23 protein-coding genes, 4 tRNA genes and 1 pseudogene are annotated in these 26,411 nt (G+C 73.2%); 8 read left to right on the top strand and 20 right to left on the bottom strand.

What is annotated here, in order from left to right:
- Window positions 1–193: 193 nt before the first annotated feature.
- Both Q0994_RS04815 and Q0994_RS04810 read right to left on the bottom strand, forming a co-directional pair.
- The gene (locus Q0994_RS04815; protein ID WP_299529414.1) at window positions 194–4,390 is read right to left on the bottom strand and encodes a PAS domain-containing protein; all 4,197 of its coding nucleotides are present in this window, start codon (window positions 4,388–4,390) and stop codon (window positions 194–196) included.
- Between the two features lie 259 nt (window positions 4,391–4,649).
- Complete coding sequence (locus Q0994_RS04810; protein WP_299529412.1) at window positions 4,650–5,240, bottom strand: SSI family serine proteinase inhibitor; 591 nt, start codon at window positions 5,238–5,240, stop codon at window positions 4,650–4,652.
- 334 nt (window positions 5,241–5,574) lie between these two features.
- Here Q0994_RS04810 and Q0994_RS04805 point away from each other — a divergent pair.
- Both Q0994_RS04805 and Q0994_RS04800 read left to right on the top strand, forming a co-directional pair.
- Window positions 5,575–5,665: transfer RNA gene (locus tag Q0994_RS04805), tRNA-Ser, on the top strand.
- Window positions 5,666–5,961: 296 nt separating this feature from the next.
- Window positions 5,962–6,034, top strand: a tRNA-Arg gene (locus Q0994_RS04800).
- A 129-nt stretch (window positions 6,035–6,163) separates the two neighbouring features.
- Here the strand turns inward: Q0994_RS04800 and Q0994_RS04795 are convergent.
- Window positions 6,164–6,239, bottom strand: a tRNA-Trp gene (locus tag Q0994_RS04795).
- A gap of 137 nt (window positions 6,240–6,376) precedes the next feature.
- Here Q0994_RS04795 and Q0994_RS04790 point away from each other — a divergent pair.
- The 4 genes and pseudogenes from Q0994_RS04790 to Q0994_RS04775 form a co-directional block, all read left to right on the top strand.
- Window positions 6,377–7,342, top strand: a complete 966-nt coding sequence (locus tag Q0994_RS04790) for a DUF2797 domain-containing protein (protein ID WP_299529410.1) — start codon at window positions 6,377–6,379, stop codon at window positions 7,340–7,342.
- A 516-nt stretch (window positions 7,343–7,858) separates the two neighbouring features.
- Window positions 7,859–8,752, top strand: a complete 894-nt coding sequence (locus Q0994_RS04785) for an amidohydrolase family protein (protein WP_299530304.1) — start codon at window positions 7,859–7,861, stop codon at window positions 8,750–8,752.
- 83 nt (window positions 8,753–8,835) lie between these two features.
- Window positions 8,836–9,576 (top strand): response regulator transcription factor, encoded by a 741-nt coding sequence (locus Q0994_RS04780; RefSeq protein ID WP_299529408.1) that lies wholly within the window; start codon window positions 8,836–8,838, stop codon window positions 9,574–9,576.
- A gap of 37 nt (window positions 9,577–9,613) precedes the next feature.
- Window positions 9,614–9,964, top strand: a pseudogene (locus tag Q0994_RS04775) (two-component sensor histidine kinase); the annotation flags it as partial.
- A gap of 354 nt (window positions 9,965–10,318) precedes the next feature.
- Here the strand turns inward: Q0994_RS04775 and Q0994_RS04770 are convergent.
- From Q0994_RS04770 to Q0994_RS04745, 6 genes are all read right to left on the bottom strand, one after another.
- Window positions 10,319–11,491 (bottom strand): serine hydrolase, encoded by a 1,173-nt coding sequence (locus tag Q0994_RS04770; RefSeq protein WP_299529406.1) that lies wholly within the window; start codon window positions 11,489–11,491, stop codon window positions 10,319–10,321.
- A 166-nt stretch (window positions 11,492–11,657) separates the two neighbouring features.
- Window positions 11,658–12,638: an NAD(P)-dependent oxidoreductase gene (locus Q0994_RS04765; protein ID WP_299529404.1), complete on the bottom strand. Its 981-nt coding sequence runs from the start codon at window positions 12,636–12,638 to the stop codon at window positions 11,658–11,660.
- A 3-nt stretch (window positions 12,639–12,641) separates the two neighbouring features.
- On the bottom strand, window positions 12,642–13,112 hold the full coding sequence (locus Q0994_RS04760; protein ID WP_299529402.1) for a PPOX class F420-dependent oxidoreductase: 471 nt from the start codon (window positions 13,110–13,112) through the stop codon (window positions 12,642–12,644).
- Window positions 13,113–13,410: 298 nt separating this feature from the next.
- Window positions 13,411–14,226 (bottom strand): YceI family protein, encoded by an 816-nt coding sequence (locus tag Q0994_RS04755; RefSeq protein WP_299529400.1) that lies wholly within the window; start codon window positions 14,224–14,226, stop codon window positions 13,411–13,413.
- A gap of 192 nt (window positions 14,227–14,418) precedes the next feature.
- Entirely contained in the window at window positions 14,419–16,887 is a 2,469-nt protein-coding gene (locus Q0994_RS04750) for an MFS transporter (protein WP_299529398.1), read from the bottom strand.
- Window positions 16,888–16,910: 23 nt separating this feature from the next.
- The gene (locus Q0994_RS04745) at window positions 16,911–17,468 is read right to left on the bottom strand and encodes a MarR family winged helix-turn-helix transcriptional regulator (protein WP_299529396.1); all 558 of its coding nucleotides are present in this window, start codon (window positions 17,466–17,468) and stop codon (window positions 16,911–16,913) included.
- Window positions 17,469–17,801: 333 nt separating this feature from the next.
- On the opposite strand from Q0994_RS04745, the gene Q0994_RS04740 reads away from it, so the two are divergent.
- On the top strand, window positions 17,802–18,020 hold the full coding sequence (locus Q0994_RS04740; protein WP_299529394.1) for a hypothetical protein: 219 nt from the start codon (window positions 17,802–17,804) through the stop codon (window positions 18,018–18,020).
- Between the two features lie 371 nt (window positions 18,021–18,391).
- Here the strand turns inward: Q0994_RS04740 and Q0994_RS04735 are convergent, their stop codons facing one another.
- From Q0994_RS04735 to Q0994_RS04700, 8 genes are all read right to left on the bottom strand, one after another.
- The gene (locus tag Q0994_RS04735) at window positions 18,392–19,249 is read right to left on the bottom strand and encodes an RNA polymerase sigma factor SigF (RefSeq protein WP_299529392.1); all 858 of its coding nucleotides are present in this window, start codon (window positions 19,247–19,249) and stop codon (window positions 18,392–18,394) included.
- 245 nt (window positions 19,250–19,494) lie between these two features.
- Window positions 19,495–20,367, bottom strand: a complete 873-nt coding sequence (locus Q0994_RS04730) for an RNA polymerase sigma factor SigF (protein ID WP_299529391.1) — start codon at window positions 20,365–20,367, stop codon at window positions 19,495–19,497.
- Window positions 20,368–20,625: 258 nt separating this feature from the next.
- Window positions 20,626–20,919 carry a Dabb family protein gene (locus Q0994_RS04725; RefSeq protein WP_299529390.1) on the bottom strand — a complete coding sequence of 98 codons (294 nt, stop codon included), beginning with the start codon at window positions 20,917–20,919 and terminating at the stop codon, window positions 20,626–20,628.
- Between the two features lie 13 nt (window positions 20,920–20,932).
- Window positions 20,933–21,097: a hypothetical protein gene (locus tag Q0994_RS04720; RefSeq protein WP_299529388.1), complete on the bottom strand. Its 165-nt coding sequence runs from the start codon at window positions 21,095–21,097 to the stop codon at window positions 20,933–20,935.
- A 560-nt stretch (window positions 21,098–21,657) separates the two neighbouring features.
- Window positions 21,658–21,742 (bottom strand) — tRNA-Ser (locus Q0994_RS04715).
- Window positions 21,743–21,787: 45 nt separating this feature from the next.
- Complete coding sequence (tadA, locus tag Q0994_RS04710) at window positions 21,788–22,216, bottom strand: tRNA adenosine(34) deaminase TadA (RefSeq protein WP_299529386.1); 429 nt, start codon at window positions 22,214–22,216, stop codon at window positions 21,788–21,790.
- A 114-nt stretch (window positions 22,217–22,330) separates the two neighbouring features.
- The gene (locus Q0994_RS04705) at window positions 22,331–22,915 is read right to left on the bottom strand and encodes a hypothetical protein (protein ID WP_299530302.1); all 585 of its coding nucleotides are present in this window, start codon (window positions 22,913–22,915) and stop codon (window positions 22,331–22,333) included.
- A 217-nt stretch (window positions 22,916–23,132) separates the two neighbouring features.
- A complete protein-coding gene (locus Q0994_RS04700; protein ID WP_299529384.1) occupies window positions 23,133–23,369 on the bottom strand; it encodes a hypothetical protein in 237 nt (78 codons plus the stop codon).
- A gap of 101 nt (window positions 23,370–23,470) precedes the next feature.
- Here Q0994_RS04700 and upp point away from each other — a divergent pair, with 101 nt between their 5' ends.
- Window positions 23,471–24,106: a uracil phosphoribosyltransferase gene (gene upp, locus Q0994_RS04695; protein ID WP_299529382.1), complete on the top strand. Its 636-nt coding sequence runs from the start codon at window positions 23,471–23,473 to the stop codon at window positions 24,104–24,106.
- 87 nt (window positions 24,107–24,193) lie between these two features.
- Here the strand turns inward: upp and Q0994_RS04690 are convergent, their stop codons facing one another.
- From Q0994_RS04690 to Q0994_RS04680, 3 genes are all read right to left on the bottom strand, one after another.
- Window positions 24,194–24,793, bottom strand: a complete 600-nt coding sequence (locus tag Q0994_RS04690) for a LytR C-terminal domain-containing protein (protein ID WP_299530300.1) — start codon at window positions 24,791–24,793, stop codon at window positions 24,194–24,196.
- Between the two features lie 180 nt (window positions 24,794–24,973).
- Window positions 24,974–25,270 (bottom strand): type II toxin-antitoxin system VapB family antitoxin, encoded by a 297-nt coding sequence (locus tag Q0994_RS04685; RefSeq protein WP_299529380.1) that lies wholly within the window; start codon window positions 25,268–25,270, stop codon window positions 24,974–24,976.
- A 344-nt stretch (window positions 25,271–25,614) separates the two neighbouring features.
- On the bottom strand, window positions 25,615–26,286 hold the full coding sequence (locus Q0994_RS04680; protein WP_299529379.1) for an HhH-GPD-type base excision DNA repair protein: 672 nt from the start codon (window positions 26,284–26,286) through the stop codon (window positions 25,615–25,617).
- Window positions 26,287–26,411: the final 125 nt, after the last annotated feature.

Here is a 26,411-nt window from a genome sequence, read left to right as displayed (position 1 = left end):
TCGTCCGAGCCGGACCGCCGTAGCTGCCGCTGCCGCCCCGGAAAACGGCGATGGCTGTCGCCCTGGACCCATGAACTCCTGGACTCCTGGACTCCTGGGCTTCTGGACCGATCATCGCGGCTATCGTCCCGGGCCGGCGCCCCAGACTCTCGTCCCGGCTGCCGTCCCGGACAGCAGTCCCGGCCGCGGTCGGTCAGTTGGTGCCTATCTTGGCCAGCAGGTCGACGATGCGGGACTGGACCTCGTCGCTCGTGGAGCGTTCGGCGAGGAAGAGCACCGACTCGCCGGTGCTCAGCCGCGCCAGGTCGTCCGGTTCCATCCCCGCCGAGGTGTACACGACCAGCGGGGTGCGGTTCAGGCGGCCGTTGGAGCGGAGCCAGTCGATGATCCCGGCCCGGCGACGGCGTACCTGCATCAGGTCCATCACCACCAGGTTCGGCCGCATCCGGCTCGCCAGGTCGACCGCTTCACTGTCGGTGGCGGCGCGCCCCACCTGCATGCCGCGCCGTTCCAGCGTCTCGCCGAGGGCGAGCGCGATCTCCTGCTGCTCCTCGATCACCAGGACCCGCGGCGGGTGCTGTTCGCTGTCCCGGGGGGCCAGCGCCTTGAGCAGGACCGCGGGGTCCGCCCCGTACGCCGCCTCCCGCGTCGCCTGTCCGAGCCCGGCGGTGACCAGGACGGGGACCTCGGCGGCCACCGCGGCCTGGCGCAGCGAGCGCAGCGCGGTGCGGGTGATGGGACCGGTCAGCGGATCGACGAAGAGCGCGGCGGGGAACGCGGCGATCTGCGCGTCGACCTCCTCGCGGGAGTGCACGATCACCGGACGGTAGCCGCGGTCACTGAGCGCCTGCTGGGTGGAGACGTCCGGGGCCGGCCACACCAGGAGCCGGCGCGGGTTGTCCAGCGGCTCCGGGGGCATCTCGTCGTCCACCGGCTGCGGTTGGGGTCGGTTGGCGACCTCGACCGCACCACCGGGGCCGTCCAGCGGCTCCGGGCCCTCGGCGCCCTCGTCGGGCGCGCCGATCGCGTACGCGCGGCCCTCGGGGGCCGGCGCCGTCATCAGCCTGCCCGCCGCGGTGGCCGGGACGGCCGTGGGCGCCGCGGTGTGCTGCCGGGGTGCTGGAGGCGCTTGCTGCGGGGCGGGCGGGTCAGCGGTCGGCTCGGGGGGAGCGGAGAGCTTGCGCCGCCGGCCCGCCCCGCCGAACGACTGGTTCTGCTGGTGCGCGTGCTGCTGCACGAACGGCACGCCCTGGCCGAGGGTGCGCACGCTGAAGGCCCGGCCCTGGGTGGAGTCGGGGGACGGTTCCGGCTGGGCGGGCGCCTCGGCGGGCAACGGCTGCCTGCGGGCCGCGGCGGACAGGGGTGCCCGGGGTACCTCGCCGGTGCCGGTGGCGTGCGTGGTGGGACCGGCGGCCGGGACCTGCGGCGGCGCGGCCGGGTACTGCCCGGTCCCACCCTCGACGGGCGGCCCGGCCGGCAGTTCCGGGGCGTCCGAGGACCGCGCCCGGCGACGGCCCGAGGGCGCGGGGTGGGCGGGCGGCGGGGTGTGGCCCGCGTCGGGAGCGGACGGGGCGGTGTCGTGGCGGTCCGGTACGGAGCCCGTGGCGGCGAAGTCGTTCGGCGGGGCGCCGACGGGCGCCGGACCGGCGGTGGCCGGGCCGATGGGCGTTGCTCCGCCCGGGGCGGCGCCGGTCGAAAGCCGGCCGTTCGGAAGCTGGCCGTTCGGAACCGGGCAGGGAGGGAGTGCGCCGTTCGGAACCGGGCTGTGCGGGACCGGGCCGGAAGGGACCGCGCCGTTGGGGGGCGCGGGAGTCCGGGCCGGACCGGCGGGGGCCGTGCCGCCCTGAGCCGGGAAGGCAGGCCGGGCCGGGGCGGCACCGTCGGGCGCGTGACCGGCGGCGGGCGCGCCGTCACCCGCGCCCCGGCCGTCCGCCGGGGTGCCGGACACCGGACCGTACGGCTGCGGCCCGTACATCCCCTCGGGCTGTACGGGGGACGGGGCCGACGGGCGGTCCGCGTCGGCGGGCGGCAGGGCGAACGTGGTGCGGGGGCCCGCGCTCTCGGCGGCGAGCCGTTCCTGGGCGGCGGCCAGCGCCCGGCGGGCCCGGCGACCGGTCGGCTGAGCCGCGGCGGGCACCGGTCGCGCCTCGTCGGAGGCGGACGCGCGGGCGGGCAGCGCCGCGCGCCCGGCGTTCTCGGGCCGGGCGGGCCGGACCGGGAGCGGAGCCTGCGGGGGCACGCCCTGCGGCGGCACGGTGGTGCCGCGCTGCGGACTGTTCCCGCCCTGCGCCTCGGCAGAGGTCACCACCGAACCCTCCGACGGGCCCGTGCCGGACGCCGACGGAAGGGCCAGCGCCTGACGGGGGACCTCGGCTCCCGCGGGAGCGACTGCCTGCCCACCACCCTCGGGCACGGCACCGGGCACACCGGTCTCCGCCGGACTGGGACGCCCGCGGCGCCGCCCGGAGCCCTCGCCCGGCCGGACCGGCAGGACGTCCGGAGTCTGCTCCTCGGGTGCCGCCGGACCGCGCCGCGCCCTGCGCCGTCCCGTCGGCTCCGCGGCCCCCGTGTCCCCGGACGCCTCAGCGCCCGCCGGACCGCCCACCGGGCTGTCCAGGAAGGCGTCCGTGGAGGACCTGCGGGCCCGCCGCCGACCGCCGCTGACGACCCCCGCCGCGCCGTTGTCCTGCTCGGGAAGCGCCTCTGCCGCGACCTGCGCGGGCTCGGGTGCGACCGTTCCGCCGCCGGTGCCGAGCGGCACCTCGAGTACGTAGGCGCTGCCGCTCAGGCCCGGCATCTCGTGGGTCTGGAGGACACCGCCGTGGGCCCGCACGATGCCGCGCACGATCGGCTCGTGCACCGGGTCGCCACCGGCGAACGGCCCGCGCACCTCGATGCGTACGACGTCACCGCGCTGTGCGGCCGCCACCACCACGGTGGAGTCGAGATAGCCGCCGCCCGGAACCACCCGGGTCTTGCCGGTGGAGTCGATTCCCGCGACGTCAGCGACCAGGTGGGCCAGCGCGGTGGCCAGTTGACGCGCGTCCACCTCGGCCTCGATCGGCGGGGCGTGCACCGCGAACTGGGCCCGGCCCGGGCCGATCAGCTCGACCGCGCCGTCGATTCCGGCCGTCACGACCGCGTCCAGCATGACCGGGGCCTTCGCCAGACCCTCGGCGCCCGCGTCGAGCCGCTGGTAGCCGAGCACGTTGTCGATCAGCGTCGTCATCCGGGCGTAGCCGGCGGCGAGGTGGTGCAGGATCTGGTTGGCCTCGGGCCACAGTTGGCCCGCCGGGTCGGCCGCGAGCGTGGAGAGTTCGCCGCGCAGCTGCTCCAGGGGCCCGCGCAACGACTCGCCCAGCACGGCGGTCAGCTGGCCGTGCCGGTGCTCCAGCGCCGCGATCCGGTCGGCCTGTTCCTCCAGCTCGGAGGCGTAGCGCTCGGTGCGGTCGGCGATCTCGGCGGCGTGCTGCTCGGTGAGCGCCTCGATCTCGGCGGCGTGCATCTCGGTGAGGGAGGCGACCTCGGCGGTGTGGCTCCCGGTCAGCTCCTCGACGGCGGCGGTGTGCTGTTCGGTGAGCTCCTCGTACGGCCTGCGGTCGGTGAAGGTCATCACAGCGCCGACCAACTGGTCGCCGTCGCGCACCGGTGCGGTCGTCAGGTCCACCGGTACCCGGGCGCCGCTCTTCGACCACAGCACCTGCCCGCGCACCCGGTGCTTGCGGCCGGACCGCAGCGTGTCGGCGAGCGGGGACTCCTCGTACGGGAAGGGGTCGCCTTCCGCCCGCGAGTGCAGGATGAGCGGGTGCAGTTCCTTGCCGCCGAGGTCGCTGGCGCGGAAGCCGAGGATCTGGGCCGCCGCCGGATTCACCAGGACGACGCGTCCCTCGGTGTCCGTGCCGACGACGCCCTCGGACGCGGCGCGCAGGATCATCTCGGTCTGCCGCTGCGAACGCGCCAGTTCGGCCTCGGTGTCGACGGTTCCCGACAGGTCCCGCACGACGAGCATCAGCAGTTCGTCGCCGGTGTACGAGGGGGAGAACTCGCCGTACGAGGCCTGGCCGCTGTCCAGGCTCGCGCTGGTGATCTCGACGGGGAAGTCGGTGCGGTCGGTGCGGCGCGCCATCATCCGCGCCGGCTTGGTCCTGCCCCGTTCGTCCGCGGTGCCGGGCCTGCGCATGGAACCGGGGATCAGCTTGGAGTCGAACTCCGGGAGCAGGTCGAGCAGTCCCCGCCCGACCAGGGCGGTGCCGGGCGTCTCGAACATGTCGAGAGCGATGGAGTTGGCGTTGACGACCGTGCCGTTGGCGTTGACGAGCAGAAGCCCGTCGGGAAGGGCGTCGAGTATCGCTGCGAGGCGAGCAGTGCCTCGGGACGGCCTGCTGCTCACGACGACGCTTCCTCCCTGATTTACCGCACTTTGCCGACAGAGGGCCCCATCTTGCCTCTCGGGCCCCGCGCTGTCACGGGAGGAGTCTACGGCCCGGACAACGTGCGGGGGCGGCGGATGAGGGGGAGCTCTCTCCAAGGTTCTGTACAACCGGTGTACGCCGGAGGCACATGACGTGGGCTCCGGCGCACACGGACCGCACCGATCCGGGCCTGCGGCCTGCGGGTCACGTCGCCGGGCGCGGTGTTCGCGGGGGTGGTCAGGCGGCCTCGGGCAGCAGCGGGCGGAGCGCGTTCCAGCGCGCGATCTCACAGCCGTTCACACGGTTGGCGTACACGTCCACGCGCTTCCCGTGCCTGCTGCCGACGATCCGGGCGGTGGCGTCGCCGCCGTGCACCTGGGTGCACAGGGTGCCCTCCGGGGTCGGCCGGAACAGGTCCTCGCCCGCCGCGTCCGCCTCGTCCAGCAGCGCGCACGCGTCCCGCGCACGAGGGTGCGTGCCGCCCGCCGGGCCGCAGGTCAGCTCGACCGTGCCGTCGGACGCCGGGTCACCGCTGTCGGCGACCGTCACCGTCAGGCGGGTGTCCGCAGCGGCGGGGCCTTCGGCGGGGCCGGAGCCGTCGGAAGGGCCGGACCCGTCGGCGGGGCCGGTGGAGGGGGCGGTGGGGAGAGGGCCGGAGAGGAGGGGCGGCACGGGGAGGGAGCTGGTGTGCGGGCCGCCGAACGGGAGCAGGTGGCCCGGCGGAGCGGGCAGGGACAGCGGGCCGTCGGCCGTCGCCGCAGGAGCGAGGAACGTGCCGAGCGCAAGGAGCGGAACGGTGAGGGTGAGGGCGAGGCGACGGCGGGGCATGCGGGCTCCTGTGCTCGGCGGTCACTACGGCGACCGGCCGGCGGTGGCCGGTCACGGAGGTCAACGCGCCGACGCGGCGAACGTTGCGGGGGCGGTGGGGGCGGGGCCTGGCCGGTGGGGCGGTCGGGGGTGCGTGGGAGCGCGGCCTGGCCGGTGGGGCGGGGGGAGCGGTGGTGGTGGAGCGGGCCGGAGCAGGGGGCGAGCCCGGCGGCCGGCACCCGTACAAGCTCTTTGCTCTCGGCCCCACCTGCCTAGTACCGTGGGCGGCGATTGGTGACAGCCCGCTCGGCTGTGACATCATCTGCACGCACCACCGCGTTCGCGGAGGTGTGCTGGAGGCGTCGCCTAGTCCGGTCTATGGCGCCGCACTGCTAATGCGGTTTGGGTCTTACCACCCATCGAGGGTTCAAATCCCTCCGCCTCCGCTCCTCGTCGAAGCCCCGTGCCCCTGGCACGGGGCTTCGGTCGTTCCCGGGGGCGCGTCGCTTGCAGCGGATCCGTCGGTCCGGTCGGCTTCCGGAAGCACCGGGCGTCTTCGAGGGCTGGGGGATGCCGCGCTGCGACTCCGGACGGGTGAGTCCACGGCGGGACGAGGGGGCGCCCGGATCGGCTGTTTACCCAGGTGGGGGGCGCTGAGGGGAATGGATTTCGCGTCCCGGCCGAGGTCATGTAATGTTGTTCTCGCAACGCCGACGGGGCACAAAAAAGCCCAGGACGCCAAGCACTCGTAGCTTAACGGATAGAGCATCTGACTACGGATCAGAAGGTTGCAGGTTCGAATCCTGCCGAGTGCACAGCAGGCGAGAGGCCCCCAGGAGAAATCCTGGGGGCCTCTCGCGTTGTCCGGGACGGGTCGTCCGGGGCGAGTGGTGGGTTTCGCTTCGGGCGGGTGGGCAGGCGGGCGGTGCGAGTGGGAGAGGCGGCGGGGTCGGCCGGATTCGAACCGGCGTCCTCGTGATTTTGGAGACCACGCGCGACCACCTCTGCGCTACGGGCCCCGTCCCCTCGCCCGGAGCTTAGAGCCGGGCGGGAGCGGTGGGGAAGAGATGTCGTACGCCGGAGTGGATCGTCGGCGGTTCGGTAACGTCGTCGCTCCACCTCGTCGTACGGACGGTGCGGTGCGGAGTGGAGGCTCGGTGGGGTGGGAGTGCGCGGGGCTGCGGTGGCCCGGGGATCGGCCGGAGTTGGTGTGGCGGCAGGGGGAACGGCAGCGGGTGAGCGTGCTCGGGTACGGATCTGTGCTGGGTTTCCGGGCGATGGGCGAGCGGCACTGCTCCGGGGCGCGGGGGAACGCCTGTCCGGTGACGGCCGTGGTGCCCGGCCGGAGCACCGGGGGCCGGTGCGCGGAGTGCGCGCGGCTGGACCGGGCGCACTCGGTGGCCGCCGACACGATCGCCGACGATCCGCGCACCTATCGGGTCTACCTGGCCTGGTTCGGTCCGGGCATGGTCAAGGTCGGGATCACGGCGGAGGAGCGCGGGGCGGCGCGGCTGCGGGAGCAGGGGGCCGTGGTGTTCAGCTGGCTGGGCCGGGGCCCGCTGATGGCGGCCCGGCGTACCGAGGAGGTGCTGCGGGCCGCACTCGGGGTGCCGGACCGGATCCCGTACGCCCGCAAGCGGGTCGCGCGGGGCGTGCTGCCGGGCGGGGAGGAACGCGGCACGGAGATCGCCGAACTGTACGGGCGGGCGGCGGCGCTGGAGGGGCGCGGGTGGCCGGAGTCGTTGGAGCGGCTGCCGTTCGCACCGGTCGACCACGTGGCGATCTTCGGGATCGGGGACGCCGTGGGACGGGTGGACATCGGCGCAGGGGGCGCGAGCGGGGCAGGTATTGACCGGCCGGAACGTCCTGACCGGCCCGAACGTCTTGAACGCCCCGTCGTCGCCGTCCGTGAACTGGCCGGGGGCGGGGTGGTCGCCGGACGGCTGGTCGCGGCCGCCGGGCCCGATCTCCATCTGCGGGCGCCGGACGGCGGGACGGCGGTTCTGGACACCCGGCTGTTGACCGGGTGGCGGCTCGACCGAATCGACGGGGCGGCCGGCGCGGCGGTGACGGTTCCCGTCGAGGCGGTCGGGGGTGGCAACGTGCAGGGCGGACTCTTCTGAGGGGCCGGACCTCCCGCACGGCTCCTGAGGGTTCTTTGGATCCCGCGCCGCTCCCGAGGTTCGGATTCCCTGCGGCCGCTGAAGTCCGGGACTCGCCAGGCTGTTGACGGACCGGACCCCGCACACCGTCCGGGCAGACTGCCACTGCCACTGCCACTGCCACTGCCACTGCCACTGCCACTGCCACTGCCACTGCCACTGCCACTGCCACCGCCCCGCCACCGACCCGGCGCCTCCACCGACCCGTACCGCCCGGCACCGGCACCGCGCTCGCACCACCCCGGCACCAGTACCACCCCGGACCGACCCCCACGCCCCCGCGAATGATCTTGTCCGGTGATCGCCCTGTTCCCCGTGGCTCCCTTCTGGGATCGTCGGAGTCGGGGCGCGCCGCGGCGACGGGGCCGCGGCGGCCACGAACCGGAGGCGGGTGACCGGGAGATGTGCGGCGAGACGGACGGTAAGGCCGGGACCGGCGGGGGCGGTGCGGCCGGGCTGGGCGGTACGGCCGACGGGCTGCGTGCCGAGGCCGAGGAGGTGCGGCGGTTCCGGGAGCGGCTGGGGCTGCCCGGACTGATCGACGTGCACACCCACTTCATGCCGGAGCGGGTCCTGCGCAAGGTGTGGGCGTACTTCGACTCCGTCGGGCCGATGACCGGGCTGGAGTGGCCGATCGCCTACCGGCACGAGGAGGAGCGGCGGCTGACGGTGCTGCGCTCCTTCGGTGTCGAGCGGTTCACCTCGATGATCTACCCGCACAAGGCCGGCATGGCGCCGTGGCTGAACGGCTGGGCCGAGGGGTTCGCCGCCCGGGTGCCCGACTGCCTGCACACCGCCACCTTCTACCCGGAGGAGGGCGCCGACCGTTATGTCCAGGAGGCCGTCGAGGCGGGCGCCCGGATCTTCAAGGCGCACCTCCAGGTCGGGGCGTACGACCCCAACGATCCGCTGCTCGACGGGGTGTGGGGGCTGCTCCAGGACGCCGGCATCCCGGTGGTGACGCACTGCGGGTCCGGACCGGTGCCCGGCGCGCACACCGGACCCGGGCCGGTCTCGGCGCTGCTGGCCCGCTATCCGCGGCTGCGGATCGTGGTGGCGCACCTGGGGATGCCGGAGTACGCGGAGTTCCTGGAACTGGCCGAGCGGTATCCGCAGATCCGGCTCGACACGACGATGGCCTTCACCGACTTCTCGGAGAAGTTCGCCCCGTTTCCCGCCGCCGACCGTGGACGGCTGGCGGACCTGGGAGACCGGGTGCTGCTGGGCTCCGACTTCCCGAACATTCCCTACCCGTACGCCCACCAACTGCGGTCCCTGGAAAGGCTGGACCTCGGCGACGACTGGCTGCGCGCGGTGTGCAGGGAGAACGCCGTCGCGCTCTTCGGCCTCGCCGGGGGCCGCTCCGACTGACGGGCCGACCGTACGGCTCCTTTCTCAGGAGTTTCACAGAAACGCGCAAGGCCCCTCTCAGAGCGGTCTCACAGGGTGGGGGCATGACGACGACCTCGCCCCTGGGGCGTACCGAACTGCTCAGGTCCGACCGCAGCCCCGTCCGCGTACTGGTCGTGGACGACGAGCCGCCGCTCGCGGAGCTGCTGTCCATGGCCCTGCGGTACGAGGGCTGGGAGGTGCGCAGCGCGGGGGACGGCGCCGGGGCTCTGCGGACCGCGCGGGACTTCCGGCCGGACGCGGTGGTGCTCGACGTGATGCTGCCCGACATGGACGGCCTCGCCGTCCTCTCGCGGCTGCGCCGGGACCACGCCGACGTGCCGGTGCTCTTCCTGACCGCGCGGGACGCGGTGGAGGACCGGATCGCCGGACTCACGGCGGGCGGCGACGACTACGTCACCAAGCCGTTCAGCCTGGAGGAGGTCGTGGCGCGGTTGCGCGGCCTGATCCGCCGCTCCGGGACCGGCACGTCCGCCCGCAGCGGGTCGACGCTGGTCGTCGGCGACCTGCAACTGGACGAGGACAGCCACGAGGTGAGCCGGGGCGCGGTGTCGATCCACCTCACGGCTACCGAGTTCGAGCTGCTGCGGTTCCTGATGCGCAACCCGCGCCGGGTGCTCAGCAAGGCGCAGATACTCGACCGGGTCTGGAACTACGACTTCGGCGGCCAGGCCAACGTCGTCGAGCTGTACATCTCCTACCTGCGCAAGAAGATCGACGCGGGGCGGACGCCCATGATCCACACCCGGCGCGGGGCGGGATACCTCATCAAGCCCGGCGAGTAGGCGCGGGTAGCGGTCGCGCACGAGGGGGCCGTGGACGCTGCGGACCCGGCTGGTGGTCCACGCGGTGACCCTCATCGCCGTGGTGGCCGCCGTGATCGGCTCGGTCACCGCCCTCGCCTTCCACCACTACATGGACGGCAAGCTGGACCATCAGTTGCACACCATCGCCGTGCGGGCGGGTCGGCCGCCGGGCGCGGACCCGCTGCCGGGCGTGGTCCCGGACGGCGACCCGCTCGGTTACGTCGGCGGCAGCGGGCAGCCGCTCGGCACGATCGACGCGGTGGTCGGGGCCGACGGGTCGGTGACCGACTCGAAGGTGATCGCGGACATCGGCCGGGGCACCCGGCCGACCTCCGAGAAGCTGACGGACGCGCAGAGCGACGCCCTCGCGGACGCCGGCGAAGAGGTACGCAGCGAAGATGTACGCGCCTGGGCCGTGCCTGCCCGAGCCGCCGCACGCACCGGAAATGTGACGCATGGGAGCCGGACCGGGCCGTGTGCCGGACGACCGGTGGGTCCCGCAGGACGACCGGCGGGTCCGGGCCACCGGTGGGTCCCCGGACCCGCCCGCCGACGCTCCCCGGCGACGAGGGCGCCCAGCATGCGGCCGTCCCGCGCCCCTTCCGGCCCGGCCCGGTGGTCCGGCCCGCGGTGGCCCGGCCCGCCCCGGCGCTCCGGAGGAGGCCGCCCGGCGGCGCCCGGCTTTGCAGCCCGCCTCCGCCGCTCGGCGCTGCATTCCGCGTCAGCGCTGCGGCTCCGCTCCGGCCGCGCAGGTCCAGAAGTCGCGCATGATCTGCGGGGCCGCGGGTCCGGCCATCTCCACCTGGGTCATGAGCAGCGTCACCGTCCCGGTCGCCGGGACGATGTGCGCGGCGGTACCGGTGCCGCCGACCCAGCCGTACCGGCCGGGCACGTTCCAGGGGGCGCGGGTGTCGACGTCGACCGAGCCGCCGTATCCCCAGCCCTGCCCCTCGGTGAACAGCCCGCTCGCCTCGCGCTGGGCGCGGGTCAGATGGTCGGTGGTCATGTCCCGCACCGCACCGGCGGACAGCACCCGGGTCCCGTCGTCGGCCGTGCCGCCGGCCAGCAACATCCGCCCGAACGCCCACCAGTCGTCGACGGTCGAGACCAGCCCGCCCGCGCCCGACGGGAACGGCGGCGGGCTGCTCCACTGCCCGTCGGGGGCGTCGACCAGGTCGAGCCCTCCCTCCTCGTTCCGGCGGTAGAAGGAGGTGAACCGGCCGAGCGCGGCGGGCTCCACCGAGAACCCCGTGTCGGTCATGCCGAGCGGTCCGAACAGGCGCTCCGCCAGGAACACCGGCAGCGGGCGGCCGGAGACCCGGGCGACCAGCACGCCGAGAATGTCCGAGCAGGTGTTGTAGAGCCAGGTCTCACCCGGCTGGTGCAGCAGCGGCACCCGGGCGAGCGCCCGCATCCACGCGTCCGGTTCCGCGACGACCTGCGGCTGCGGGGACCCCTGTCGCAGCTCGTCGAAGAGCGGGGCCACGGCGGGGAGCGAGAAGTCGGACGGGAAGCCCCAGCCGGCTCGGAAGGTGAGCAGATCGGCGACGGTGACGGGCCGTCGAGCCGGTACCACGTCGTCGACCGGACCGTCGGGGGAGCGCACCACCGAGGGGTGCGCGAGTTCGGGCAGCCAGCGGCGGATCTCGTCGTCCGGTGCGAGCAGACCGTCGTCGACCAGCGCCATCACGGCCGCCGCCACCACCGGCTTGGTGATCGAGGCGATGCGGAACAGGGTGTTCCGGGCCATCGGGGCGGTACCGGCGGTGTCCACCGAGCCGGACACCGCCACGTCCACCCGGTCGCCCCGGGCCACCAGCGCCACGGCGCCGGGCACCGAACCGTCCTGAACATGGCGGTCGAGCACGTCCTGCACGTCCTGCGAGCGGGTCATCCGTCCCACCTTCCGTCGTCTTCCGTCGTCGGCGGCCGGCGGCCGGCGGCCCGGACCGCCGAGCCCCGGGCTCCGGCGGGCCCGGGCGTGGGCCGCGCTCACCGGGTAAGACCGCCGCGCGGGCGCGGACTCATCGCGTCCGGGCGTTGCGGACGCGCCTTCCTCGTCAGTACCCCCGGCGCACGTCCACGGTCAGCGCGGGGAGAACCCCCCGTGCCAGCTCGGTCCAGCAGGCGGCGAAGTCGGCGACCACGTCCTCGTCCGCCGTGATCCCGGACGAGTGCGAGGTGATGGTCGTACGGGGCAGCCGCCAGCACGGGTCGTCGGCGGGAGGGGGCTCCACCGGCAGCACGTCGAGCACCGCGCGCCCCACCGTGCCCGCCCGCAGCGCGCGGTCCAGCGCCGCGTGGTCCACGGTGGCCCCGCGCCCGACGTTGACGAAGGTCGCACCGTTCATCGCGGCGAACCGGTCCGCGCCGAAGAAACCGTCGGTAGACGCCGTCAGCGGCAGCGCGCCGACCACCCACCGGGCCGCCGCGAGGGCCTCCCGGTCCCGGTCCGCCGCGACCACCCGGTCGAACCCGGCCGGCGCCTCGGCACGCGGGGCGCGCGCCACCCCCACGGTCCGCACGCCCACCGCCCGCAGCAGCCCGGCGACCGACGAGCCGATCCGGCCCGTGCCGTGCACGACGGCCGTGCTGCCGGCCACCAGTTCGGAGGGGCGCCGGCGCCACTCGGCCCACTCGGGCCGTGCGGCGAACCCGGCGACCGACTGGACTTCCGCGAGCATCCAGGCCAGCACGTACTGGGCGATCCGCTCGTCCATCCGGCCGACCGTCCGGGTCAGCAGCGCCGCCCCGGGCCACGCACCGGAGCCGAGCAGGCCGTCCGCCCCCGCGTTGACGCTGTGGAACCAGAGCAGCTCCGGGGTGCGCAGCGGGCCGGGCAGGGCGGAGCCGACGTAGACGTACGGACCGCCGGGCGGGGCCGGGTCGGGCGGGGTCAGGACCGGGCGGCCGGTGATCCGCTCCAGCTCCGTGAGGACGGCCGGGGCCGTGCCGGGGTCGGCCAGCAGACGGGCCGCCGGCAGTCCGGCGAGCAGTGCGGGCGGGGCGGGGAGCGGACCGGGGCGCGCGGGGTCGGGCATGGATCAGTCGTTCTCCGCGAGCCGCGCGGGGAAGCCGCCGGTGGCGATCGGGCCCCACCGCTCCGGGGTGATCCGGATGATCGACTTCCCCTGCTTCAGCATGGCCGCCCGGTACTCGTCCCAGTCCGGGTGCTCGCCCGAGATGGTGCGGAAGTACTCGACGAGCGGCTCGACGGAGTCGGGGGCGTCGATCACCTCGGCGGTGCCGTCGATCTGGACCCAGGGGCCGTTCCAGTCGTCGGACAGGACGACGACGGAGACCCGGGCGTCCCGCTTGGCGTTGCGGGTCTTCGCGCGCTCCGGGTACGTGGAGACGACGATCCGGCCGGAGTCGTCGACGCCGCAGGTGAGCGGGGAGCTCTGGGGCCGGCCGTCGGACCGCGCGGTCGTCAGGACGGCGCGGTGCCGGGGGCGTACGAATTCGAGCAACTCGTCGAGCCCGACGGTGGTGTTGGTCGCGATGTGGGGAGCCATGCCACCACCCTAGGCGCAGGCCCGCAGCGAGGCCGGACCGGCGCGGGCCCGTCGCCGCGGGCGCCCGGCGGGCTCCCGCCGCAGGCCGTACGCCTCCCCGGTCGGCGCGGCGCCCCTTGGTCGGCTCAATGCCCCGGCCGGCTCGCCGCCCCCGGTCGGCTGGTCGCTCCCGGTCGGCCAGGCGCCCCTGCACAGCACGACGCCCCAGGACAACACGACCACCCCGGACAGCACGGAGGCCCGTGCGGGACGACGCCCGCACGGGCCCGGTGCCGGGGAAGGGCCCGGAGGCCCGGAATCAGACCGCCGGGATCTCGCCCTGGACCGCCTGGATGTCCAGCTCGACCCGGAGCGTCGTGCCGATGGCGGAGATCCCCGCCTGCACGACCTGGTTGTAGTTCATCGCGAAGTCCTCGCGGCGCAGCTCCGTGGTGGCGCGGAACGCGGCGCGCACTCCGCCCCACGGGTCGGGGCCGGTGCCCAGGTAGGTCAGGTCGAGGTCGGCGCGGCGGGCCACGCCGTGCATCGTCAGCTCGCCCTGGACCGTCCACCGGTCCGGTCCGGCCGGGACCAGCCCGGTCGAGCGGTAGGTGATCTCCGGGAAGCGGTCCACGTCCAGGAAATCCGGCGAGCACAGGTGCTTGTCGCGCATGCCGTTGCCGGTGTCGATGCTCGCCGCGTCGATGACCGCCTCGACCCGGGACCGTGCGAGGTCCTCGTCGATGTCGATCCGGCCGCTGAACTCGGTGAACCTGCCGCGCACGCTGGAGATGCCCAGGTGCTGGGCGGTCGCGCCGACGGAGGAGTGGGCCGGGTCCAGGGACCAGGAGCCCGGCGGCGGCAGCTCCACGCCGCCCTGGCGGGCCAGCACCACGTTGCCCGCCTCGATGCGGCCGCTGGCGGTTACCAGCGCCGTGGACGCCGAGGGAGCGTAGCCGACGGCCGTCACGATCACCGTGTACGCGCCGGCCGGCAGCGGCTCGTAGGTGCGGGCCGTGCCCTCCTCGTCGGCGGACGCCCGCAGAACCTGGGTGCCGGTCATGTCGGTGACCGTGACGACCGCGTGCTGCACCGCCCAGCCGTCGCGCGTCCGTACCTGTGCGCGAAGTCCCATACCGTTCTCTCTTCCTTGCTCCATGCTCACCCGCGCCGGCGGTCGGCCGGCCCGGTGAATCCATGAGTCGGGCCCCGGAGCGGGTCCGGCAGGCCGTCCCCTGCCTGCCGGACCCGCCACCGGGGCCCGCTTCCACCGGCCGGAAAGACTCTCCGCCAGAAGTGCCGTCCCGCCGGGGGCTTTATCGGTCGGTCACTCGCCGGGGTGGGCGAGTTCGATGTCGTGACCGTCGACCCCGTGACCGGAGACCGTCAGCGCACCGGCCACCGGCGGGTAGCCCGTGGCGATGACCGAGTAGTCGCCGGCGTCCAGGTCGGTGAAGGCGTACGCGCCGTCGTCACCGGTGGTCGAGGTGGCGACCACGTTGCCCGCCGCGTCGATCAGGGTGACCCGCGCGTCGCCGAGCGGCTTGCGCCCCGCGCCCGCCCGGACCACGCCCTGGACCATGGCGCCGGCCTGGAGGGCCGCGTCGACCCGGGTGACACCCTGGCCGCCGATCTCCACCGGCAGAGCCAGCGGGCGGTAGCCGGCGGCGTTGACCGCGACGGTCACCGGACCGGGGATCAGCTCGCCGAAGGCGAAGTCGCCCGTCTCGCCGGAGGCGCCGGTGGCGAGCACGTCGCCACGCACGTCGGTCACGATGACCATGGCGCCGGTGACCGGGGCGCCGGACTCGGCGGCCCGGACCGAACCGGTCAGACCGCTGGTGCCCGAGAGCAGGATGTCGTAGGCCAGCGGCTCGTCGCCGACGACCACGGTGGACGCCTGCGGCTGGAAGCCGTCGGCGGACGCGATCAGCACGTAGCTGCCGGTGCCCGGGGCGTTCAGCGCGTAGGCGCCGTCGGCCTGGGCGACCGCGCGGCCGAGCTGACGCCCGCCGAGCGAGATCAGCGTGACGGCGGCGCGGGAGACGGCGGCGCCGTCACCGCCCCGCACCACACCGGTGACCGGGGTGCCGGTCGCCGTCACCGCGGGAGCTTCCAGGGTGTCCGTGGCGGTCGCCGTGGCGGCCGGGGCCGCGGGGGCGGCGGCCGGAAGGCCGGCCGTGGTCCCGGCGGAGGTCGGCGCCTCCGCCTCGGCCGGAGCCTTGGCGTCGTTGGACGACTTGAGCGCGACCTCCTTGATGAAGAAGGTCACCAGGAAGGCGACGAGCGCGGCCGGGGCGGCGATGAGGAAGACGTCCGCGACGCCGTGGCCGTAGGCGGCCTCGACGACCGTGCGCATCGGACCCGGCAGGGCGTCCAGGTCGGGGATGCCCCCGCCGCCGGTGCCCGCGTTGCTCTTGACGCCGAGGTCGGTCAGACCGTCCTGGACGTAGTGGGTGACGCGGTTGCCGAGGACGGCGCCGAGCGCCGAGACGCCGATGGCGCCACCGAGCGAACGGAAGAAGGTAACGACGGAGCTGGCCGAGCCGAGGTCGCTGGGGGCGACCTGGTTCTGCGTGGCCAGGACCAGGTTCTGCATCATCATGCCGATGCCGAGACCCATGAGGAACATGAAGATCGCGATGTGCCAGTACGTCGTGTCGTACCGGATGGTGCCGAGCAGCCCGAGACCGGCGGTGACCAGGAAACCACCGCTGACCAGCCAGATCTTCCAGCGACCGGTCTTGGTGATGACCTGACCCGAGACGGTCGAGGACAGGAAGAGGCCCGCGATCATCGGGATCGTCATGACGCCGGACATCGTCGGCGACTTGCCGCGGGCGAGCTGGAAGTACTGGCTGAAGAAGACGGTGCCCGCGAACATCGCGATGCCGACGAACAGCGAGGCGACCGAGGCCAGTGTGATGGTGCGATTGCGGAAGAGACGCAGCGGGATGATCGGCTCGCGCGCCTTGGACTCCGTGAAGAGGAACAGCGCGGCCAGGACCACGACGCCGGCGAGCATTGTGTAGGTCTGCCAGGACGCCCAGTCGTACTTGTCACCGGCGAAGGTGACCCAGAGCAGCAGCAGGGAGACCGCGGCGCTGATGAAGAACGCGCCACCCCAGTCGACCTTGACCTCACGCTTGACGACCGGGAGCTTCAGGGTCTTCTGCAGCACGATCAGTGCGATGACCGCGAACGGCACGCCGACGTAGAAGCACCAGCGCCAGCCCATCCAGCTGGTGTCGGTGATGACGCCGCCGAGCAGCGGACCGCCGACGGTGGCGACGGCGAAGACCGCGCCGATGTAACCGCTGTAACGGCCACGCTCACGCGGGGAGATCATGGCGGCCATGACGATCTGCGCCAGTGCGGAGAGGCCGCCGACGCCGATGCCCTGCACCACGCGGCAGGCGATGAGCATGCCGCTGTTGGTGGAGAGACCCGCGACCACGGAGCCCAGCACGTAGATGACCAGGGCTATCTGGACCAGCAGCTTCTTGCTGAACAGGTCGGACAGCTTGCCCCACAGGGGGGTGGTGGCGGTCATCGCGAGCAGCGAGGCCGTGACGACCCAGGTGTACGCGCCCTGGCCGCCGCCCAGGTCGGAGATGATCTCCGGAAGGGCGTTCGACACGACCGTCGACGACAGGATCGCGACGAACATGCCGAGCAGGAGCCCGGCGAGCGCTTCCATGATCTGCCGGTGTGTCATCGGCGCGCCGGACGGGGCTTCGGGGGCCCCGTGCTTGGCGTGGCCGCCCCGCACACCGGTTGGTGTGGTCGTAGCCATTGATTTCCTTCTCTTTGCTTCTGTTACAGGGGTGTACGGGTGTGCGCGACGGCGTCGGGTCCGGAACCGGCTTCTGGACCGGCGACCCCGGAACTCCCGGAAGGGCGCGCACGACAGTCGTCGCTGTGCCGTCCGGGGGTGCACCCGGTGTGGCTACGGCACGCGAAACTGTCGCGCAGCCGTGCCAGCAAAGTATTGAGTTGTCCGACTTCGTCGTCGGACCAGTCCGCAAGGTGGTGGGCGAACATCTCCGTGGTCCGGCGGCCGAGGTCGTCGAGCACGGTGCGTCCGGCCGGCGTCAGCCGCAGAATGCGGGACCGCTTGTCCACCGGGTCGGGGGACCGCTCTATCCAGCCGAACTCCGCCACGTGAGCGACGTGTCGGCTGGTCACCGACATGTCGACGGAGAGCAGCTCCGCCAGCCTGCTGATCCGCATCTCGCCGTGCTGGTCGAGCAGCGCGAGGACGGCGGCGGAGCCGCCGGGGCACTCGGGGGGCAAAATGCGGGCGAGTCCTCTTTTCACGGCGCCCACGGCGCTGAGCTGCCGGGCCAGTTCTTCGTACTGACTCCGTGCGGCCACGAGAACTCCCGAACTGTGCTCTACATCTTGTTGCTTAGGGCAACCATAGAAGCTGTTGGTTGCTACAGACAAACGAAACGGTGCTTGCAGAAGTAAAGGAATGCAAAAGAGGATGGAGGGGTCTGGTCAAGGCCCCAGCGTGTGCCTGGCCGCATCCGGCCGATGTGTGATGCGTCACGCCCAGGGGCAGTCCGGCCTCTGGCTGGGGGCATGCGCACGTCATGGAGTGATCGCGCCGGAGAGCGACTCGCCCGGTGGAGAGCCGGTGCGCACGGCGCCCGGTGTCGGCCCGGGGGTTGGGCGGGGGCCCCGAGTTCGCTAGGGTCCTGCCCCATGGCACACAACCCCCACGCCCCTCAGCAGGGCCCCGCGGGCAATGACGACCCGGCAGGCAGCACGCAGATGTTCCGCGCCTTCGTCGACGAGGGCGAGCCGCAGCGCCGGCAGCAGCCGGCGGCGGCCGCCTCCTCCGGTCCGCGGACCGGGCTGATCGCGGCGGTCGTCGCGGTCGTCGTGATCCTCGGCGCGGTCGCCTGGCTCGCGCTCGGCTGATCCGGACCCGGCCCCGCGACCCGGTCCGCCCACGCGGTCGTGGGCGCCCGCCCGTACCGGCCGGTGCGGGCATGCGCGGTTGAGAGGTCCCGTGCGTACAGGCCGGTCCGCCCACGCGGTCGGAGGACCCTGCGCGTGCCGACCGTCCGGCCCTCCGTCCACCGGCGGCCTCCGTACGCGGGGGCCGCTGCTCTGTCGACGACCCGGGCCGCCGCTCTCTCCGCCGTCCCGACGTGTCTCGTCGCGGCGACGCGGTACGGCGTACCGGCAGCCTCGGGACCGTGCGGCCGTAGAGGCCCACGGGACGGTGCCGACGCTGTCCCGGCACGTCCCCACCGCCGGGCGGGTGCCGCGCCCCCGCGGGCGGGCGCTCAGTCGGTGATGAGTCCCTCTCTGAGCTGGGCGAGGGTGCGGGTCAGCAGCCGGGAGACGTGCATCTGGGAGATGCCGACCTCCTCGCCGATCTGCGACTGGGTCATGTTGGCGAAGAACCGCAGCATGATGATCTGCCGTTCCCGGGGCGCCAGCTTGGCCAGCAGTGGCTTCAGCGACTCCCGGTACTCGACGCCCTCCAGTGCCGCGTCTTCGTAGCCGAGGCGGTCCGCGAGCGAACCCTCGCCCCCGTCGTCCTCGACGGACGGCGAGTCGAGCGAGGAGGCGGTGTAGGCGTTGCCGACGGCGAGACCGTCGACCACGTCCTCCTCCGAGACCCCGAGCGCCTTGGCCAGCTCCGGCACGGTCGGTGAGCGGTCGAGCTTCTGCGCCAGTTCGTCGCTGGTTCTGGTGAGGGCGAGACGCAGCTCCTGGAGCCGGCGCGGCACCCGTACGGACCATGAGGTGTCGCGGAAGAACCGCTTGATCTCGCCGACCACGGTCGGCATCGCGAACGTCGGGAACTCGACGCCGCGTTCGCAGTCGAACCGGTCGATCGCCTTGATCAGGCCGATGGTGCCGACCTGGACGATGTCCTCCATGGGTTCGTTGCGGCTGCGGAAGCGCGCCGCCGCGTACCGGACCAGCGGGAGGTTGAGCTCGATGAGTGTGTCCCGTACGTACGCCCGCTCCGGACTGTCCGGTCCCTCGGTCCCGCCGAGTGCGGCGAGCCTCAGGAACAGGGAGCGGGAGAGCGTACGGGTGTCGATGGCTTCCGACGAGCTGGTGAGCACGGCAGGCGCGGGCGCGCTCTTCGTGAGCGTGAGCACCTTCGAGCTGCCCTGGTCTACGGACATGCCACCCCCTTGAGGTCGCGGACGGTCGCGGTGGCCGCGACCATCGGAGGAACGCAGCCTCCACCTGAATACCGGAGGGGAGGCTGCGGCAAACTCGGTTCCAGCAGAATGTCACATGTCGGCAACACGCTGTAGTGACATGTCGACATGTCAGCGCCACGTCTGTGCAGGAAACAGGGGGTGTACGGCGTTCGTGCCGCTGGAAACGGACATTCCGTCAGTTCAAGCCGGTCTACCCGTCCCAGCTACGCTTCGATCTTGTTTGCGGATCTCAGTCGGGCGAAACTGCGGGCCAGAAGCCTTGACACATGCATCTGGGACACCCCCAGTTCCGCGCTGATCTGGGACTGCGTCAGGTTGTTGTAGTACCTCAGCAGCAGGATCCGCTGCTCGCGCTCGGGCAGCTGGACGAGCAGGTGGCGCACCAGGTCGCGGTGTTCGACGCCGGCGAGCGCGGGATCCTCGTAGCCGAGCCGGTCCAGCAGGCCGGGCAGGCCGTCGCCCTCCTGGGCCGCCTCCAGCGAGGTCGCGTGGTAGGAGCGTCCGGCCTCGATGCAGGCCAGCACCTCCTCCTCGGAGATCTTCAGCCGTTCCGCGATCTCCGCCGTGGTGGGCGACCGCCCGTGAGCCGTCGTCAGGTCCTCGGTGGCGCCGGTGACCTGTACCCAGAGCTCGTGCAGCCGACGGGGCACGTGCACGGTGCGGACGTTGTCGCGGAAGTAGCGCTTGATCTCGCCGACCACCGTGGGCATCGCGAACGTGGGGAACTGCACGCCGCGTTCGGGGTCGAACCGGTCGATGGCGTTGATGAGGCCGATGGTGCCGACCTGGACCACGTCCTCCATCGGCTCGTTGCGGCTGCGGAAACGTGCCGCCGCGTAACGCACCAGGGGAAGGTTGGCCTCGATCAGGGCAGCCCGGACCCGGCGGTGCTCGGCGGTCCCCGGCTCCAGCTCCTTGAGCTGGCCGAAGAGCAGTTGGGTGAGGGCCCGGGTGTCGGCGCCGCGGGTCCTGGCGGGGGGCGCGGTGGGGTCCGGCGTCTCGGTCTGGATCTCGTCGGACGGAATCGGCGGCTGGGTCGACTGGGGTGGCACTTGAGGCGCTGTACTGGCCGGCACGGTGACGCCACCCCTTCGTGGTTTGCGGTCAACTACGGTCAATTCATCCGTCAAAAGCGGTCATAGCATCACAAGACATGTCCACTGTGCGCAAGCACCCCATGAGCCCGTGTTGGGTTCAACTTGGTTTAAACACGACAAAAAGGCCCCTCGCTCAATGGCGAGGGGCCTGGCGGGGGGCCCTGCGGCGCGAAGCCGGGGGCCCGGCCGGGCGCGTCCGTGGATCGCGGATCACACCCCGGAAGGCGTAGTCGCGGTTCAGAAGGCGTAGTCGGCGATGACCCAGGTGGCGAAGGCGCGCCACTGGCCCGCGGCGTCCTGGTGGGCCGGGTGCTCGATGTAGCGCACCAGCGCGTCCTCGTCGGCGACGGCCGAGTTGATGGCGAAGTCGTACGCGATCGGCCGGTCGGTGATGTTCCAGGCGCACTCCCAGAACTCCAGCTCCGGGATCTGTCCCTGGAGCTTCGAGAACGCCTCCGCGCCGGCCACCACCCTCGGGTCGTCCCGCTCGACGCCGTCGTTCAGCTTGAAGAGGACCAGGTGGCGGATCATGGGGTGCTCGTTCCTAATTCACCAGCTCGGACATGAAGTCCCCGACGCCCTGGGCGGCGCTGGAAACGCCTTCGAACCCTACCTGGACGAGGTCGGCCGCCCGGGCCGGGGCCGTGATGATCGTGTACAGCACGAAGACCACCACCATGTAGAGCGCGATCTTCCTTGCTTGCGCCACAGCCCCTGCCTCCCCTTGGGTCCAGCGATCGGGCGCGATTCTATCCGCACACCTGCTCGGAACCGCTGGCTGTTCGCGAACGCATCTGCGAAAGCTCACGGGCTCTTCAGGGACCAAGGGCCGTGTGCGCGGGGCCTTTTGCCCGGCCGCAGGAGGTGAGGGCCGTAGCAGGATGGGAGCACGGGCCCGGCGGATCCGGCAGGAATCCGAAGGGCTTCGGAACAGGTCCCGCTCTGTGGGATCGCGCCGCCGGACTTCCCCCCGACGGCGGCGCGATCGGTAGGGCCTGTTCTCATCGGGGGAAGCGGCTTGTCCCCCCGATGCCGCTTCCCCCGACCTCATCGTGGCAAGGGGACGGCACGGCGACGACGGCCCCGGCCCCCGGACCTCTCCGGGAGCCGGGGCCGTCGTGCGTCCCGGAGGCGTGTTCACCCGTACGCGCCGTCACGGGCGGGCAAGGCTGCGTCCCCGCGCGCACCGGCCGGACGTCCCGCGGGCGACGTACCCCGTACAGCACAACACCCCCTGACCGCGTTTCCGCGGGTCAGGGGGTGTGAGAGCGGTAGCGGAGGGATTTGAACCCTCGGTGAGTTTCCCCACACTCGCTTTCGAGGCGAGCTCCTTCGGCCGCTCGGACACGCTACCGAGAGAGAGCTTAGACCATCTCCGGCCGGGAAAAGAAATCGGTTCTCAGCGGGAGCGGAAGAAGGCGGTGAGCTGCGCCGAGCAGGCCTCTTCCAGGACCCCGCCGACGACTTCCGGCCGGTGGTTGAGACGGCGGTCGCGGACGACGTCCCACAGGGAGCCGGCCGCGCCCGCCTTCTCGTCGCGGGCGCCGTAGACGACCCGGTCGACCCGGGACTGCACGAGGGCGCCCGCGCACATGGTGCAGGGCTCCAGGGTGACCACCAGGGTGCAGCCGGTCAGCCGCCAGTGGCCGAGGGCCCCGGCGCCGCGGCGCAGCGCGAGGACCTCCGCGTGCGCGGTCGGGTCGCCGGTCGCCTCACGTTCGTTGTGCCCGGTGGCGACCGGTGACCCGTCCGGGCCCAGGAGGACGGCGCCGACCGGCACGTCGCCGGCCCGCGCCGCCCGCGCGGCCTCGTCCAGGGCGCGGCGCATGGTGGCCCGCCACGGATCCCGTACGGGGTCGGCGGCGGGCGGTGCGGTGGAAGCGGATGGGGGGATAGGGGGCTGGGACGGGGATGCGGGCGGTGGAGCAGTCACCCGCGGACCCTAACGGACGGACTCCAGCACCTCGGCCGCTCCCAACGCCTCGGCGATCTCCGCCAGTGCGTCGGTCCGCAGCGTCAGCAGTGCCTGCGAGGAGAGGCCGAGGTCGGCGAGGAGGCCCGCGTCCCCGATCGGCCCCGCCGGGACGGCGTCGGGGTCGGTGTCCTGGTCGGTGTCGATCGTGTCGTCGGGCGCCGTCCGGCCGCCGACCACGACGCCGGCGGGCGCCTCGTCGTCGGCGTCGTCCTCGGACTCGTCGAGGCCGACGAGCTCCTCCAGGGCGGCGATCACGTCTTCGGCCCCGGGTTCGCGGCCGAGCAGTTCGTCGGTGAGCAGGATCTCCCCGTACGAGGAACGCGAGGCGGCGGCCGCGTCCGAGACGTAGATGCGCGGGTCCTCCTCACCATCCACGCGGACGACGCCGAACCAGGCGTCCTCCTGCTCGATGTAGACGACGACCGTGTCCTCGTCCACCGAGGCTTCCCGGGCCAGATCCGTCAGGTCGGGCAGGGTCTCCACATCGTCGAGCTCTGTATCGCTCGCTTCCCACCCGTCTTCGGTGCGCGCGAGCAGTGCGGCGAAGTACACCGTGACTCTCCCACTGGTCATAGGTGAATCGGTCCGACGGGAGAACAGACGGTTGTCCGACTGCTCTGTGCCCCGCCCAATCGGCATCGTGGCAGAAACCTGCGCCGCTGGGGACCTCTTCGCCCGTTGCGTCGGCCATCAGTTCCCGGACACCCCCGCTCGGCGGAAGGGCGCCCGGCGCGGCCGGCGGGCGCTCGGGGGACGGGGCGGAGCGACGTCACCAGCGGAACGTACGCATCCGCATCTGTTGGCGCATACGGGCCGCGCGGGCCCGGCGGGGCTGGACGCGGTCCCTCAGCTGCTTCGCCTCGTGCAGCTCGCGGAGGAACTGGGCGCGGCGCCTGCGGCGGGCGGCCTCACTCTCCTGCTCCGCTTCCGCGCCTTCCGGCGCGTCGCGCGCGTCGCGGGACGCCGGCGACGCGTCCCCGTCCGGCTTCCGTCGCCCGTCCTGCATCGACACACCACCCCACGGCTGGTCCGTACGATCCCACCTTCCCCCCGAACGGATGGTTGATGCCAGCGCAGGGATCCGGAGGGCACGGCTACTGTTGCCGCATGCGGATCCACGTCGTCGACCACCCGCTGGTGGCGCACAAACTCACCACTCTGCGCGACAAGCGCACCGACTCCCCGACCTTCCGGCGGCTCGCCGACGAGCTGGTCACCCTGCTCGCCTACGAGGCGACCCGGGACGTGCGGACCGAGCAGGTCGACCTGCAGACCCCGGTCTCGCCGACGACCGGCGTGAAGCTGTCCTACCCGCGGCCGCTGGTCGTCCCGATCCTGCGCGCCGGCCTCGGCATGCTGGACGGCATGGTGCGGCTGCTGCCGACCGCCGAGGTCGGTTTCCTGGGCATGATCCGCAACGAGGAGACGCTCCAGGCGGAGACGTACGCGACGCGGATGCCCGAGGACCTGTCGGGTCGCCAGGTGTACGTCCTGGACCCGATGCTGGCCACCGGCGGCACGCTGGTCGCGGCCATCCGGGAGCTGATCAAGCGCGGCGCCGACGACGTCACCGCCGTGGTGCTGCTGGCGGCGCCGGAGGGCGTGGAGGTCATGGAGCGCGAGCTGGCCGGGGCCCCGGTCACCGTGGTCACCGCGTCGGTCGACGAGCGGCTGAACGAGAACGGCTACATCGTCCCCGGCCTCGGTGACGCGGGCGACCGTATGTACGGGACCGCCGACTAGCGGGACCGGACGTCTTCGTGCGCGGCCGTGGCCGGCACCCCGCGCGGGGTGCCGGCCACGGCCGTCTGGGCGGGTGACCCGCGGGCGTCAGCAGGCGGACGGGGCCGGAGAGGGCTTGGTCAGCGCCGAGAGCGCCGCGTTCGCGGCCTGCGGGGTGCTGAGCGCGGTGAACTTGCTGCCCAGGATCAGGTCGATGTCGGCGCCCTTGCGTGCGTCGGTCCTGGTCGTGGTGCCCGCGAGCTGCGTGCCGAGGACCGGGAAGCCGGTCTTGGCGGCGGCCGGCCCGCCCAGCAGCAGGCCGGTACCCGGCACCTTCTTGTCGTACGCGGCGGGGGCGTTGCCCACCTCGCCGACGGTGAACCCGCGCTTCTTCAGCTCGTCGGCCGCCGCCTTGGCCAGCCCGCTGCGCGGGGTGGCGTTGTAGACGTTGACCTTGATCGCGGAGTTCTTGGGGAGGGCCGCGGGGACGGCCGACGCCGCAGCCGCCGGGCACTCGCGCTTGTGGTCGGCGGCGACCGCCTTCTTCTCGCCACCGCCCGCGAAAACGTCGACGAGCTGGAGCGTGCCCCAGCCCGCGAGGCCGAGCGCCACCACGGCGGCCGCCGCCGCGAGGACGATCCGGCCGCGACGACGGGGCCGGCGCATCCGGGGATACGCGTCGCCCGTGATGCGGTACTTTCCGCCCATGCCGGGGGGAGTGAGCATGCTCATGGACGCAGCGTAGTGCGACCTGGTCATGTTGCGTACTAAATGATCAACGCCTGGCACCCGCATGCGCGGAAAAGCACCCGAAAGGTCCGAAAAGGCGTGGGTCCGGGGCGCGCCGGTGCCGGGAAGGGGCCGGCCGGAGCTACGGGCCGACGGGGGTCAGCCCAGTTCGAGGACGCGGGCGTGCAGCACCTGGCGCTGCTGGAGCGCGGCGCGGACGGCGCGGTGCAGGCCGTCCTCCAGGTAGAGGTTGCCCTGCCATTTCACGACATGGGCGAACAGGTCGCCGTAGAAGGTGGAGTCCTCGGCGAGCAGGGTTTCGAGATCCAGCTCGCCCTTCGTGGTCACGAGCTGGTCCAGGCGGACCGGGCGCGGCGCGACGTCCGCCCACTGTCGGGTGCTTTCCCGGCCGTGGTCGGGGTAAGGCCGCCCGGTTCCGATGCGCTTGAAGATCACACGGAAAGCCTACCGGGGAACGGCCTCCGGGCGCAGCAGTGGAACGCGACGTCGTGGGTGTCCGACCGGGATCAACCGGGCGAAGTCGTACGGCCGCGGTCACCCGGGGGCGGGGCGCGGCGGGAGGCCCGGTCGGGGACTCGCCCGTCCGCCCGCCGCCGGGCGCGGCCTCCCTGGCAACGGTGGTGCGGGAGCGCGCGGGGGCGTACGGAGTGACACCGGCGCGGAAGAGGGCGCGGGGTCGGGGCCCACGCGGAGACGACGGGGCGCACCCACGTGCCGGCCGTGGCCCTCCCGGTGGGCGGTCCGCCGTGTCCCGGGTGTCGACCGCGGGGCCGCGCTCGTCACCCGGCCGTCCCCGGCTCCCCGTCCGCGCCGTGGTCGCGTGCGTGGCGCGCCGCCCTGGCCGCGGCCTTCGCGTGCTGCTTGAAGGCGCGCACCTCGGCGAGGGAATCGGGGCCGGTGATGTCGGCGACGGACCGGTGGGCGCCCTCCTCGCCGTACGCGCCGGCCGCCTCACGCCAGCCCGCTGGCCGTACCCCGAACCGTTTGCCGAGCAGCGCCAGGAAGATCTGGGCCTTCTGGGCGCCGAAGCCGGGCAGGGAGTTCAGCCGCGCCAGCAGGTCGGCGCCGTCCGCGGCGCCGGTCCAGACGGCGTCCGCCCGGCCGTCGTACTCCGCGACCAGGAACCGGCAGAGCTGCTGCACGCGTTGTGCCATGGAGCCCGGATAGCGGTGCAGTGCCGGCTTCCGCGTGAAGAGGGCGGTGAACGCCTCGGGGTCGTACCCGGCGACCGTGCGGGCGTCCAGGTCGTCCGTGCCCATCCGCTCCGCCAGCGTGTACGGGCCGGTGAAGGCCCACTCCATCGGCACCTGCTGGTCCAGCAGCATCCCGACGAGTGCCGCCAGCGGGCTGCGCGCCAGCAGCGCGTCGGCCTCCGGCCGCTGCGCGATGCGCAGGGTGACCGCGGTGTCCTCGTGCCGTGCCGTGTCCCGGCCTCCGTCGCTCCTGGTCATACGACCGATGGTCCCGGCAGCGGCGGCACCCGGCGACTCCTGAGCCGCCGGCGCACGCCGGGCCCCCGGCACAGGCCGCCCGGCATGCGGCCTTCGGGCCGGTCCGGGGGCGGGCGGGAGGGCGG

Source organism: uncultured Streptomyces sp., from assembly GCF_947488945.1.
Lineage (GTDB): Bacteria > Actinomycetota > Actinomycetes > Streptomycetales > Streptomycetaceae > Streptomyces.
Note: the sequence above shows the minus strand (reverse complement) of the source record. Positions and strands in the feature narration are given on the sequence as shown.